This window comes from Neisseria sp. P0021.S007 (assembly GCF_051956855.1).
The window spans coordinates 390,911-404,129 of the sequence record NZ_JBQCXA010000002.1; the positions used below are offsets into that span (position 1 = coordinate 390,911).

Annotated in this window: 13 protein-coding genes; 5 read left to right on the top strand and 8 right to left on the bottom strand. The window is 50.0% G+C overall.

Annotated elements, in window-relative coordinates:
- Window positions 1-21 precede the first annotated feature (21 nt).
- Together ACTHUR_RS04885 and ACTHUR_RS04890 are read left to right on the top strand one after the other, a co-directional pair.
- Window positions 22-774: a class I SAM-dependent methyltransferase gene (locus tag ACTHUR_RS04885; protein ID WP_004518840.1), complete on the top strand. Its 753-nt coding sequence runs from the start codon at window positions 22-24 to the stop codon at window positions 772-774.
- A 102-nt stretch (window positions 775-876) separates the two neighbouring features.
- Window positions 877-1,560, top strand: a complete 684-nt coding sequence (locus tag ACTHUR_RS04890) for a 2,3-diphosphoglycerate-dependent phosphoglycerate mutase (RefSeq protein ID WP_049337039.1) — start codon at window positions 877-879, stop codon at window positions 1,558-1,560.
- 136 nt (window positions 1,561-1,696) lie between these two features.
- Here ACTHUR_RS04890 and ACTHUR_RS04895 read toward each other — a convergent pair whose 3' ends face one another.
- On the bottom strand, window positions 1,697-2,488 hold the full coding sequence (locus tag ACTHUR_RS04895; RefSeq protein WP_004518838.1) for a DsbC family protein: 792 nt from the start codon (window positions 2,486-2,488) through the stop codon (window positions 1,697-1,699).
- 135 nt (window positions 2,489-2,623) lie between these two features.
- On the opposite strand from ACTHUR_RS04895, the gene ACTHUR_RS04900 reads away from it, so the two are divergent.
- The gene (locus ACTHUR_RS04900; protein WP_004518837.1) at window positions 2,624-4,813 is read left to right on the top strand and encodes a primosomal protein N'; all 2,190 of its coding nucleotides are present in this window, start codon (window positions 2,624-2,626) and stop codon (window positions 4,811-4,813) included.
- 80 nt (window positions 4,814-4,893) lie between these two features.
- Here the strand turns inward: ACTHUR_RS04900 and ACTHUR_RS04905 are convergent, their stop codons facing one another.
- From ACTHUR_RS04905 to ACTHUR_RS04915, 3 genes are all read right to left on the bottom strand, one after another.
- Window positions 4,894-5,568, bottom strand: coding sequence for a hypothetical protein (locus ACTHUR_RS04905; protein WP_004518836.1), 675 nt, complete (start codon window positions 5,566-5,568; stop codon window positions 4,894-4,896).
- A gap of 335 nt (window positions 5,569-5,903) precedes the next feature.
- Window positions 5,904-6,242 (bottom strand): iron-sulfur cluster insertion protein ErpA, encoded by a 339-nt coding sequence (erpA, locus tag ACTHUR_RS04910; protein WP_003680162.1) that lies wholly within the window; start codon window positions 6,240-6,242, stop codon window positions 5,904-5,906.
- Between the two features lie 132 nt (window positions 6,243-6,374).
- Entirely contained in the window at window positions 6,375-7,061 is a 687-nt protein-coding gene (locus ACTHUR_RS04915; protein WP_004518834.1) for a S24 family peptidase, read from the bottom strand.
- Window positions 7,062-7,322: 261 nt separating this feature from the next.
- Between ACTHUR_RS04915 and ACTHUR_RS04920 the strand changes: the two genes are divergently transcribed.
- Window positions 7,323-7,598 carry a hypothetical protein gene (locus ACTHUR_RS04920; protein ID WP_003680156.1) on the top strand — a complete coding sequence of 92 codons (276 nt, stop codon included), beginning with the start codon at window positions 7,323-7,325 and terminating at the stop codon, window positions 7,596-7,598.
- Between the two features lie 76 nt (window positions 7,599-7,674).
- Here the strand turns inward: ACTHUR_RS04920 and argC are convergent, their stop codons facing one another.
- Complete coding sequence (argC, locus tag ACTHUR_RS04925) at window positions 7,675-8,721, bottom strand: N-acetyl-gamma-glutamyl-phosphate reductase (protein WP_004518832.1); 1,047 nt, start codon at window positions 8,719-8,721, stop codon at window positions 7,675-7,677.
- A gap of 47 nt (window positions 8,722-8,768) precedes the next feature.
- Window positions 8,769-8,954, bottom strand: a complete 186-nt coding sequence (locus tag ACTHUR_RS04930; protein ID WP_004518831.1) for a hypothetical protein — start codon at window positions 8,952-8,954, stop codon at window positions 8,769-8,771.
- Between the two features lie 896 nt (window positions 8,955-9,850).
- Between ACTHUR_RS04930 and serB the strand changes: the two genes are divergently transcribed.
- The gene (serB, locus tag ACTHUR_RS04935) at window positions 9,851-10,681 is read left to right on the top strand and encodes a phosphoserine phosphatase SerB (protein ID WP_039861844.1); all 831 of its coding nucleotides are present in this window, start codon (window positions 9,851-9,853) and stop codon (window positions 10,679-10,681) included.
- Between the two features lie 71 nt (window positions 10,682-10,752).
- Here serB and lpxH read toward each other — a convergent pair whose 3' ends face one another.
- Both lpxH and ACTHUR_RS04945 read right to left on the bottom strand, forming a co-directional pair.
- On the bottom strand, window positions 10,753-11,463 hold the full coding sequence (gene lpxH, locus ACTHUR_RS04940) for a UDP-2,3-diacylglucosamine diphosphatase (RefSeq protein WP_198400576.1): 711 nt from the start codon (window positions 11,461-11,463) through the stop codon (window positions 10,753-10,755).
- 151 nt (window positions 11,464-11,614) lie between these two features.
- On the bottom strand, window positions 11,615-13,000 hold the full coding sequence (locus tag ACTHUR_RS04945; RefSeq protein WP_004518827.1) for a PIG-L deacetylase family protein: 1,386 nt from the start codon (window positions 12,998-13,000) through the stop codon (window positions 11,615-11,617).
- Between the last annotated feature and the right edge of the window lie 219 nt (window positions 13,001-13,219).

Genomic DNA, 13,219 nt, shown 5'->3' on the forward strand with positions numbered 1-13,219 from the left:
GCCGTCTGAAACATAAGCCTTATGTACAAGATTTATTTTGACGAAACCGCATCTACCGAACTTCGCAGCCTTGCTGCACCTTTCGGGCTGACCGTTATTGATCGGCAGCCTGAAGAAGGCAGTTTCCTTATCGCTGACGAAAGCGGCATCAGTTTGTGCCGCGCCGGTGAAAAAGGCCGTGTTCGCGTTGATTTTGATGGCGGTGCCGCCCATTATCGGCGCACTAAAGGTGGAGGCGAGTTGATTGCCAAAGCCGTCAACCATACTGCGCAACCGACTGTCTGGGACGCTACCGGCGGACTGGGGCGCGACAGTTTTGTGCTTGCCTCGTTGGGCTTGAATGTACAAACTTTTGAACAAAATCCTGCTGTTGCCTGTCTACTTTCAGACGGCCTCAACAGGGCAGGGCAAAGTGAAGAGACACGGGAGATTGCCCAGCGAATTATTTTGCACTTCGGCAATGCCGTTGATTTAATGCAGGAATTGTCCACGCAAAACGGCAGCCCCGATGTGGTGTACCTCGACCCGATGTATCCGGAGCGTCGCAAAACCGCCGCTGTGAAAAAAGAAATGGCTTACTTTCACGATTTGGTCGGTGCGGCACAAGACGAAGCCGAGCTTCTGAACGTTGCATTGAATACCGCCAAAAAGCGCATTGTCGTCAAACGCCCGCGCTTGGGTGAATTTCTCGATAGGCGCAAACCTGCTTATCAATATACAGGCAAAAGCACGCGTTTTGACGTTTACCTTCCGACAAGGCCGTCTGAAGACTAAAAGCAAACTTGCAACATATCAAAAGAAACCGCCGGCGTTATCAGCGCGGCGGCAAAGTGTGATATAAATACCCTTTCCCAAACTTCATTGGAGCAAACTATCATGGAATTAGTATTCATCCGTCACGGACAAAGCGAATGGAACGCGAAAAACCTTTTCACCGGCTGGCGCGACGTCAAGCTGAGCGAGCAAGGTTTGGCAGAAGCCGCAGCAGCAGGTAAAAAGCTGAAAGAGAAAGGCTACGAGTTTGACATCGCCTTTACCTCCGTTCTGACCCGTGCCATCAAAACCTGTAACATCGTTTTGGAAGAATCCGACCAACTGTTTGTTCCACAAATCAAATCATGGCGTTTGAACGAACGCCACTACGGTCAGCTGCAAGGTATGGATAAAAAACAAACCGCAGAAAAATACGGCGACGAGCAAGTCCACATTTGGCGCCGCAGCTACGACACCCTGCCTCCGCTGCTCGATCCTAAAGATCCTAACTCCGCCCACAACGACCGCCGCTATGCCAACCTGCCTAGCGATGTCGTACCTGATGGCGAAAACCTCAAAGTTACCCTCGAGCGCGTCCTGCCTTTCTGGGAAGACCAAATCGCTCCGGCCATCTTGAGCGGCAAACGTGTATTGGTTGCGGCACACGGCAACTCCCTGCGTGCGTTGGCAAAACACATCGAAGGCATTTCCGACGAAGACATCATGGGCTTGGAAATCCCAACCGGTCAGCCGCTGGTGTACAAATTGGATGAAAACCTGAAAGTGATTGAAAAATTCTACCTGTAAGGTAAAGAGAAAAAAGGACGTGTTGGACACGTCCTTTTTTGTACTTGTCAGTATCGAGGCCGTCTGAAGGCAGTTGATGGCGGGTGACATGAAAAAAGGACGCGTAAAGCGTCCTTTATGGAGATTAAACCCTGTATTACTGGTTTTTCTCGATAATTTCTTTGAGGTGAGGCATAGGGCTGTAACCGCTTTGGCTGCGGCCGTTAGGGAAGACCACGGTCGGTGTGCCGTTGAAGCCGAATTGTTCGCCCAATGAAGTGGTTTCTGCAACAGGGTTTTCGCAGTTTGCTTTGCCGCTTGGGAGTTTGCCTTTGCGCATCCAGTCGATCCATGCCTGGGTCGGATTAGGTTGACACCACAACAGCTCGGCTTTGCGCGCGGCATCAGGGTGCAGGCTCGGAATCGGCATCATGAATGTATAAATCGTGATGTCGGTCATTTTTTCAAACTCATGCTCCAAGCGTTTGCAGTACGGGCAGTCCGGATCGGAGAAAACAGCGACTTTCAGTTTGCCGTTGCCGCGTACTTCTTTGATGGCTTTATCCAAAGGCAGGGAAGCGAAGTCGATTTTGTTCAAATCGGCGGCGCGTTCTTCAGTCATGCTTTGGCGCGTATTGACGTTGATGAGGTCGCCAACGAGCATATAGTCGCCTTTAGCATCGGTATAGATGATTTGTTTGCCGCTGACGACAACTTCATAAATGCCTTTAATCGGTGTTTCACTGACGCTCAAAACTTTCAAATCTTGGGCGGCATAGACTTTTTCCAGACGCGCTTTCAAAGAAGCGGCAACGGATTTGTCGGCAGGCGCTTCCGCTTTGGCGGCCGGAGCAGGCGCCGCATTGGCGTTGGATACGGCAGGTTGACCGCATGCCAACAAAGGAAGGACGGCAAACGGCGTTAAGATTTTGATTAACTTGGTTTTCATGCGAGAGACTTGCGTGTGTTGAAAGTAAGGCATTGTATCAAACCTCTGTCATGTCTGCATTGTACTAAGGCTCAAATTATCGTCTGAAAATAGCTTTCGGCTGTTAAAATACGAAAAAATGATTTGATTGTTTGTATGATCTACCACCGTATTGCCGTAAACGTGCCGCTTTCAGACGGCCTTTTGACGTATTCCTATTCCGAGCCGCTTCCTCCGGGAACGCGGGTGCTTGTGCCTTTCCGCAATAAAACCGTTGTTGGGGTTGTGTGGGAAACGGATATTGCGCCGGATATGGATACGGCGCGGATTTTGAGTGTTCAGACGGCCTTTATGGAAGAAAAGCCGTTGCCTCAAAGCTGGCGTGATTTGTTGGCATTTACGTCGCGTTATTACCACTATCCGACCGGGCAGGCGGTGTTTGCCGCATTGCCGCAAGGTTTGAAGGAAACGCGCGTGGTGGAAATGCCGCAGCCGCCGTTGTTTTACGCTTTGAACGAAGCGGGTAGGGCGCAAACGCCGCCGCCGTCTCGGTTCAACAAAAAAGCGGCTTTGTGGGACGCGCTGCTGTCGGGCGGGATGACGATGGCGGCGTTGAAGCAGGTGAACGCGCAGGCGGCGAAATTAATTGAAGATTGGGCGGAACAGGGTTGGATTGAAACTATGGAAGCGGCGAAACCCGTTTTAAGGTCGTGCAATGGGCAGGCTTCGCACTCTGAATTTGTATTAAATGCTGACCAGCAGAAGGCTTCCGATGAAATTCAGACGGCCTTCGGTAAATTTCAGCCGTTTTTGCTGTACGGCATCACCGGCAGCGGCAAGACCGAGGTATATTTCGATGCGATGGCGAAAGTGTTGGCGCAGGGGCGGCAGGTGTTGTTTCTGTTGCCCGAAATCAACCTCACGCCGCAGCTTTTGAAGCGGGTGGAAGACCGTTTTGCCGATGTGCCGACCGCTGTGTTGCACAGCCAAATGGCGGCAGGCAAACGCACGCAGGATTATCTGCGCGCGATGTTGGGACAGGCGAAATTGGTCATCGGCACGCGGCTGGCGGTGTTCACACCGATGGATGATGTCGGGCTGATTGTGGTCGATGAGGAACACGACGGCTCGTTCAAACAGGACAACGAATTACGCTACCACGCCCGCGATTTGGCGGTGTGGCGGGCGAAGCAGAGCGGCTGTCCCGTCGTCTTGGGCAGCGCCACGCCCAGCTTGGAGAGCTGGCACAAGGCGCAAAGCGGCGCGTACCGCCTGCTGCAACTGACCGAACGCGCCCATACCACTGCGCAACTGCCGCAAGTAGACATCCTCAACGTAGGTCGTCTGAAACTCGACAACGGCTTCTCGCCGCAAGCCTTGCAGCTTTTGAAACAGAACTTTGAAGCAGGCGGCATGTCGCTGGTGTACCTCAACCGGCGCGGCTTCGCGCCCGCGCTGTTTTGCGGCGACTGCGGCCATACCTTCGGCTGCCCGAACTGCTCCGCCAAGATGGTGCTGCACCAACGCGCCCGCCAACTGCGCTGCCACCACTGCGACCACCGCGAACCCATCCCATTCAAATGCCCCGACTGCGGCAACCAAGACCTGACCGCCGTCGGCCACGGCACGCAGCGCGTCGAAGAAACCCTGCGCGCCTTCCTGCCCAAGGCCGCCGTCGTCCGCGTCGACAGGGACAGCACCGCGCACAAAAATGACTGGGCGGATTTGTACCGCCGCATCGCCGACAACGAAATCGATATTCTGGTCGGCACGCAGATGCTCGCCAAAGGTCATGATTTCGCGCGACTCAACCTTGTTATCGTGTTAAACGCCGACGGCAGTCTATACAGCGCGGATTTCCGCGCGCCGGAAAGGCTGTTCGCCGAGCTGATGCAGGTGTCCGGCAGGGCGGGGCGCGCCGACAAACCCGGCAAGGTGTTGATACAGACCCAACTGCCCGAACATCCCGTCTTCGCCGCCGTCAAAGCGCAGGACTACGCCGTGTTTGCCGAAAACGAATTGAACGAGCGACAAATGTTCGCCATGCCGCCCTTCGGTTTCCAGACTGCCGTCCGCGCCGACGCGCCGCGCGTTGCCGATGCGATGGAGTTTCTCAACGCCGCCAAAGAAACCATTGCTCCGCTTTTGCCTGAAAGCGTCTCCCAGTTCGGCGCCGCCCCCATGCTGATGGTGCGCCTTGCCGAACGCGAACGTGCGCAAGTTTTCCTCGAATCGACATCTCGACAAGATTTGCATCGCGCCGTGAGTTTGTGGGTACAAGTGTTACAGCAAAACAGGGACGGCAAAATCCGATGGTCGGTGGACGTTGATGTGCAAGAGGCTTGATTGAAATGATTCAATCAATATAGAAATAAAAGGCCGTCTGAAAATCTGTTTTTCAGACGGCCTTAAGTTTTGGAATCAGTTTAGAAGAATTTTGCAGCGATATAGCCGAGTGCAAGCAGACTCAAAACGGCGAATACGATAGCCATTGTAAGCAGAAACTGTGTTTTCTTCCTTGCTGCAAGTGCGGCCAGCTCAGGATTTTGGCCTAACTCTTCGCGTAGTTGGGATTCCAATTCAGCACGGATTTTCTTGCGCAGCTTTTTCTCTTCCTGCTCGCGTTCATATTTGAGCTTGTGGGCAATTTCGGTTTGTTTTTTATGCTCGAAAGAGATTTTTTCCTGCCATTCAATGCGCTTGCGCTGGATGGCCAGCTCATTTTTTTCTGTCAAATCAAAGTGGCAGGTTTTACATTCCTGTGCGTCGAGTTCGTCGATAATCGTCATGCAGACTGGGCATTGGATAGGGTCGGGCGTGTTGACTGCCAACACGGGTTCTTCTTCAACCGCTTCCAACTCCATAGCCTGACGGACGATTACGTCCAAACCTAAATAGCTGAAGTAATGCTGCGCATTTTCGCGCTCGTCTTGGGTGCATTTCTCGGCCACAATAGCTTGCGGACGCTCGGCCAAAGCTTGAATCAGACTCTCGACTTCGTTTTCAGGCAGGTTGTCATACAGGCAGGCATGGATGCGCTCCCTATCCGTGTTCGGCGGATAGGAAACGTATACGTCGAAAAATTTTTCTTGTTTGCTCATTGATATCCCATGAATATTTCGACTGCATCAACCAAATGGGTTGGGTCTGAGGTTTTGTTATTGTGTTTGAGCTGTTTTGGCTTGCGATGCAGGCAAAAACAGAGGCCGCAGTCTTAGGCAGACCGGATAGGGGGTGCCTTTGTGTCGTTAATCGGCTGGACAATGATTTTTTATTTATATGGCAATATGCATGTCCAATGTTATGTCTATTGTAGAGTAAATATTCACGCCCGATATTATTATTATAAGATAAATCCAATATTGTTTAAAATAAATTCACACAAAAGGCCGTCTGAAGATACAGACGGCCTGTTTTTCATGAAGAAACGGATTATTTATACGGAGAAGGACGAGCCGCAACCGCAAGTTGTTTCGGCATTCGGATTGCGGATGACGAATTGAGAACCTTGCAGGCTTTCGGTGTAGTCGATTTCTGCACCAACCAGATATTGGTAGCTCATCGGGTCGACCAAGAACGTCAGGCCGTTTTTTTGGATTTCGAAATCGTCGTCGTTTTTGATTTCATCAAAGGTAAAACCATATTGGAAGCCGGAGCAACCGCCGCCGTTGACGAATACGCGCAATTTCAAATCGGGATTGTTCTCTTCGGCGATCAGGTCGGCAACTTTGGTGCAGCAGCTGTCAGTAAAGATAATAGGGCTTTCGTCTGACATGATGTGATTCCTTTTATATGAATATTTTTACTATTGTCGCTCAAACCGTTAGCCAAGGCAAGTTTGTGCAGACAGGGTCTGCCAGCTTACATGGAGGGCATGGCAGAAATTTCAAGCACCAGTATGTCAGATTTAGATGCTTCTGCCAAACCATTCTACACGGCCGATGATGGCAACGTCGTCGGTCGGGTTTTTCAAGTCGATTTCAAAAGTAGGGTAGGCTTCGTTGGCAGAAATGACGTTGACGATGCCACCGGGTATCAGTTGCAGGCGTTTGACCAAAAGGTTTTCATTGAGGCGTAAAACATAGAGGCCGTCGCGCGGCGTGGTTTGGCCGTGGTTGATGAGGATGGTGTCGCCATCATTCAGCACGCCTTCCATCGAGTCGCCTTTGACTGAGATAACGGAAAGGTTTTTGATGTCTCGCGTTACATAATTTTCAATCCAATAGCGTCGGAACGCCATGGCGAATATGGGTTGCTCATCGCCGACGAGCTGGCCGTGTCCGGCCGCGGCCTGGATGTCGTAACGCGGTACGAAGACAAATTCGTCTATATCGACAGGGTTGCCTAGTGTGTCGGTTGCTGTGGCCTTTGGGGCTTCGGAATCAGGGAAGGGAGAACCTTCGCCTGTTAAAAGCCAGTCTATGCTGCAGCCTTTAAGTTGTTTGATTTTTTTTAGCGTTTCCGATTTCGGCAGGCCTCCTTCGTTCCAGATACGGCTGAATCCGGCGATGGTCATATCGATGTCGGCGGCAATTTTGGCTTGGCGGGCTTCATCTTTCCATAAGAAAGCCAGGCGGTCTTTAAAGGTATCCATGTTTATGCCTTTGTGGAGGTATGTTTTTTATATGGTTTGGACGATTTGAGTGTATTTTACCTTAGTTTTTATAAAATTGTAAGAAAAAAATTACTTCATCTAAGAAAAAGTATTGCATATTCTATTTTTTCTTAGTATTATTCGTTTTGTCTTAGATAAATCGATATTTCTAAATTTCTGTTCGATTTTTCTTAGTTTAATTTTATTTGGTTTAGTTTTTCTGATTTAAACCTGCTATATGATTATGATGAGAGGTGTGAAATGACTCGTTCGCGTAAAAATACTTTTTGGGTGCTGCTGGCGTTGGTACTGGGTTTTTTTGCTCTGCCTTTCGGATCTTCGGAGGCGCATGAGGCGGACGGTAATCTGACGGCTTCGGAATGCGAACGCTTGGGCAGCTTGAGTCTGGATCAGATGGACGGCAGGCTGCTGGCTTTTGCCAAAGAATGCGATATGGTGGAGGCTACCCACGATTGGGAGCAACAGTACGGCAACTTGAATGAAGAAGAAATGCTTGCCGGCGTAGTGTATGAGTGATGTTTGTGAATGAATCGATAAAGGCCGTCTGAATGATCAAAGTTTCAGACGGCCTTGTGTTTTTAATAATGATGGCTTAAGGCATCAATGGTGCATTAGTCAGGCCGGTGGTTTCGGGTAGGCCGAACATGATGTTCATATTCTGCACGGCTTGACCGGCTGCGCCTTTGACCAAGTTGTCGATGACGGAAAGAACAATCCACACATCGTCTTGTTCGGGCGCTTTTTGAACGCTGATACGACAAAGGTTGGCGCCGCGCACGCTGCGGGTTTCAGGTGTCGAACCTGAAGGCAGGATATCGACAAAAGGACTGTCGCGGTAGTATTCGCGCAGTAAGGCTTCAGGATCGGTATGTTCTTGCAGGTGCAGATACAGGGTGGCGTGCATACCGCGTATCATTGGAACAAGGTGTGGCACGAAAATCAGGCCGTCTGAAACATGGTCTTGCAGCCCGGACAGGGTTTGTCGGATTTCAGGCAGATGGCGGTGGCCGCCGACGCCGTAGGCTTTGAAGTTGTCGCCTGCTTCGCACAATAGGGCGTGGGTGCTGGCTTTGCGGCCTGCACCGGAAACACCGGATTTACAGTCGGCAATCAGCGGCGCATTGGCTTTCAGACGGCCAGCCTGAAGCAGTGGCAATAAGGGCAGGGAAACGCAGGTGGGGTAGCAGCCCGGATTGGCCACCAGCATGGCTTTGGCGATGTCGTCTTTGTGAAGTTCGCACAAACCGTACACTGCTTGGGAAACGAGTTGCGGCGCGGCATGGGTCATTTTGTACCATTGTTCCCATGTTGAGATGTCGCGGATGCGGAAGTCGGCAGACAGGTCAATCACGCGTACGCCTTTTTCGACAAGGGACGGTGCTTCTTTCATGGCCACGCCGTTGGGTGTGGCGAAGAACACGAGGTCGCAACGGTCAAGCCCGGCATCTTCGGGCGTTTGGAATGCAAGGTCGTAAATGCCGCGCAGGCTGGGAAAGTAGTCGGCAACCGCAATACCGGCTTCGCTTCGGCTGGTGACGGCAGTGACTTCTGCGTTGGGGTGGCTGCTGAGCAGGCGTAACAATTCAACGCCTGTGTAACCGGTTGCACCGACGATACCAATTTTAATTTTTGTGGTCATGGTGTGGCTCCTTTGTAGGGATGATGATGCGTTTGATTATATAGTAATTAATTGCCGTCGGTCAGAGGTGCTTGTGCCAAGCTTTGCAATAGAGGGTTAAACAGGCTGTCTGAAATATGGCATGAATAATATTCGAGAGCGGGTTTCAGACGGCCTGAGCGTTTGGAAAACGCAGTTTGCGGTTCGATTTGTTTGTTGATTTGTGGTGGGTGTTTCGTCTTTATCCTATCCATACGAACACAAAATAAAAATGTAAAAAAATGCCCCCGGGTTGGAGGACCGGAGGCAAGTATCCAAGGAGTATCTCTCATCAATAAGAACTAGTTATTTAGTACTATATCTCTTGTTAGGATTGAAAGCAAGCGTTTTGCACATTTTAACATTTAAATAATTTTTTCATTCAAATTCAGTGAGTTATCAGATAGGGATTGAATCTTGAGATGATGGTAATAGAGGATAGGCTAAGGACAATTAAAACGGCAGGCATCAGTGATTGGGAGCAGCCATACTCTGAGCATTACTCTGATGTGTGTGTACATGGCCATATTGATTGAGTCGGTCGGGGGGGGAAAGCTGAAATCTCCTGACTAACCGAATTGAGTTAAAGTGAGGGCTTCTTCAAACTGTTAGATAAAATAGCTGCAAGGCATGAAATGCGTGCGCAGATGAGGAAGGGTTTGTTTTTAAATATAGATCCCTGAATCATTTTATTTCATTTAAATTTGATATTGTCAAACCATCGAGCCAAAAAAAAGGTTGCCACCGGAAAGGAAGTCGTTGGCAACGAATGGAGGTGGTAATGCAATGAAAGCTAGATATAAGGAGTAGTGCCAAACTAGCTATAAGTAACTATATCGAAACTGTAAGAAAAATCAACACAAGTTGCCTGTTACTGGCAAAAATTTTTAGTCGGCTTGCCTAAAATCAAATTTTTGAGTAATTACTTGGTTGATGCAGGGGTTGGTAGCTCTAGCTGAATTTGTTTCCAGGCCGTCTAAAAATTTTCGGGGTGGTTGGCTATAATGCTGTTTTGGTTTTTTAAGGTCTTCGCAAAAATACGGTTTCGGGGTTTTAGGCTGAATGTGTACCCGATCTGTTTGCAAAGGTTTTGGGGTATGAGGAGAATGAGATGAAGAAAGTTTTGGTGTTGCAACATGGGGATTTGGGCGCGTGCGACTGGTCGGCGTTTGGCGGTTTGGTGTCTGCGCCATCAGGGAAGTCGGTGTTGCGTGTGCCGGTTTCGGATGATTTTGAATTGACGGACGAGATGCGTGCGGCGTTGATTGCGCAGCAGATAGATGGCGCGATGTTGCCGGATATGGCTTTTGCTGATTTGAGGCTGATTGTCAGCGATATGGATTCGACGCTGATTACGATTGAGTGCGTGGATGAGATTGCGGCCGGTGTCGGGCTGAAAGATGAGGTGGCCAAGATTACGGAGCAGTCGATGCGCGGCGAGCTGGACTTTGAGCAGTCTTTGCGCAAGCGTGTGGCTTTGCTGGCCGGTTTGGACGAGCGCGTGTTGGAAGAGGTGTACGAGAATGTGTTGCAGCTGTCGCCGGGCGCGGAATTTTTGTTGGAAGAGTGTAAACGGAATGATGTGAAGTTTATGCTGGTGTCGGGCGGATTTACGTTCTTTACGGAACGCCTACAACGGCGTTTGGGCTTGGATTTCCATTTTGCGAATGTGTTGGAAGTGGAAAACGGCAAGCTGACAGGCCGTCTGAAAGGGCGGATTATCGATGCACAGGCTAAGACGGATTTGTTGCGTGAATACCGTGAGCGTCTGGGTTTGGCTCCGTGGCAGGTGGTGGCGATGGGTGATGGTGCGAACGATATTCCGATGATAAGGGAGGCGGGATTCGGCATTGCTTATCGGGCGAAACCGAAAACTGAGGCGAATGCGGATGCGTGTGTGCGCTTTGGTGGTTTGGAGCGGATACGCGGTTGGTTTGCGTAAACCGGTTGAGGATATTTGTCAGTCAGGCTGTCTGAACAATCGGGAAACCGGTTTTCAGACGGCCTGATGTTTTATAAGGCGATAAAACGGTAGCCTTCGGCATCGACTTCGAGAATGGAGGCGTAATTGTCGCGCCAGTCGCCAAGTACGATGCGGGTGTAATCGGCGTTGCGATGGATGTTTTCGCGGTGGGTATGGCCGTGGATGAGCAGGGGCGTGTGGAAGCGTTGGACGGTTTCGTGGGTAAAGGCCGGATTGACATCCATGATGTCGGCGGTTTTGTGTTGCTTGTCCTGTTTGCTCTGTTTGCGGATTTTGGTGGCGATGTTCAGTCGGAGTGTGAGCGGCAGGAGCAGAAACAGGCGTTGCAGCCATTTTTGATGGACGGTACGGCGGAATTTTTGATAAGAATGGTCGTCGGTGCAGAGGGTGTCGCCGTGACAGAGCAGGGTGGGTGTGCCGAACAAGTCGATAACGGCGTACTCGGGCAGTAAGGTCATGCCGGTATCGCGGGCGAAGGTTTTGCCGATGAGGAAGTCGCGGTTGCCGTGGATGAAATAGCAGGCGACACCACGCTCGGTCAGGCTGCGGATGGTTTGCTTGATGATTTGAACCAAAGGGCTGTTTTCGTCATCGCCGATCCAAAAATCGAAAAGGTCGCCAAGAATGTATACGGCTTGGGCATGAACGGCTTTTTCTTGGATAAATTTCTGGAAGAGTGCGGTCAGTTGAGGATGGGATTCGCTCAGGTGCAAATCGGCGATGAAGTAAATCGGCATGATGATGTGGGACGTGTGGGAAGGGTTTTATTATAACTTGGGTTGTCGCGTTTGGTTGGGTTTGGTGTTTTTCGTTTGTAATGTAGTGATTTTATTGTTTTGATTTGGTGTGATAAAGGCCGTCTGAAACATCTTTTCAGACGGCCTTTGTGGTTTATAGGGCTTTGCCCTGATAAGTGATTTGTTTCAGCGTATCTTCTTGGTACAAGTCGCTGATGGGGACGGTATAGAAGAATTCGTTGCTGCGGACAAAGCGGTTGACCAAGTCTTTGTCGAGATGGAGGACATGGTGTCGCAGTTTGTTTAGGCCTTTGAATATCATGGTACTCCAACGCATATAGCCGTCTGAATTAGGACGGATGTCGTTCATGGCGTCAAGGGCGAGAAGTTTGCGGTTTTGCTCTTCTCTATCCAAAGGATGGGAATAGATGCTTTGGAAGTAAAACGGTTGCTCGGAGGATGGCGGCAGGCTGAGGGAAGAGCCTACTTTGCCGATAGGGAAGTCGTCGCTCAGATAATGTATGGTGTGCAAAAACAGATTGCCGCGGCGGTAATCGATTTTGCGCAGGGCTTCGATGGCGGCCAGCGCAGTATGTTGGTGGTCGGGATGCGCATCAATATTGGGGGACGGCGACACGATAATATCCGGCTGGAACGTTTCTATCAGATAGCCAAGGTTGTCTACCAAGCTGTTCCAAGTTGAGCCGGGTTTGAGGTGTTTCGCCAATGGGGATGTATTGGCACGACGGAAAATATAGACGTCGGTCGTATCGATCTTGGTCGATTTAATCTCTTTTTCCGGATTTTGGCGCATGGCGGTCAATGTGCTGTCGAAGTAGCCCAGTTGCAGGATGTTTTCAGACGGCACACCGGCCAAAAGGGGAACGGTCAGGCTGTTCCAAACGCGCATCCGGCCTTTTTGCAGATATTGTGCCTGGGTGTCGCAGTCGCACGTGCTATAAAGGTTGCCATAGTGGAAGCTGCCGCCTTCGCTAGCGGTTAAGGTGCAGATCATTGAATTGGCGGCGTGTTTTTCGTACAAACCGTATGCGCTGAGTTCAGCATCGTCGGCATGGGGCGCGAGGACAAGGATTTTTTTGCCGTCGAGGTTTTCACGCGGATAAACGGAGAGTTCGATTTCTTGATCGGGCAAGGACAGGTATTTGCCTTCCAAACGGATGGTTTTGTCACTGTCGGAGAAGGTGTCGCTCAGATTGATATAGCGCACGCCTTTTGCGCCGTATTCGAAATATTGCTTCCATTTGCCTTTGGATGAAATGGTTTCGATAAAAGGCAAGAACAGCAGTCCCATCCAGTTGGACTTGATACGGATTTTGGCAATGACGGTATCCTGTCCGCTGACAGTGGCGGGCAAGGTTAGGCTGCCGCCTTTGAGGGTAGCATGCGCGGTAGAGGGAAGGGAGGGATAGTTATAGTCTTGGTGTGTGTTATAGGCAAACTGTTTTTTGTGAATAATTGAAGTAATAATAAACAACAAAATAAAAAAAGTCAGTATCAGCCCCGTCAGTATCAGAAACATTGTTTGGTTCCTTTATTGTTGTAACAGTCATGATAGTGCTTGTGGAGCTTATTTGTTTGTTTTTCTTACAAACGGTTGTTTTTCATACTCTAACGTCATTAAAGTGAACATTTAAAATAAAACAGTTTGCGGGTTGATTATATATAAACGACCAAAATGTAGAAAGGCCGTCTGAAAAATTTGAAAGAAATTTCAAAAATTTCAGACGGCCTTGATATT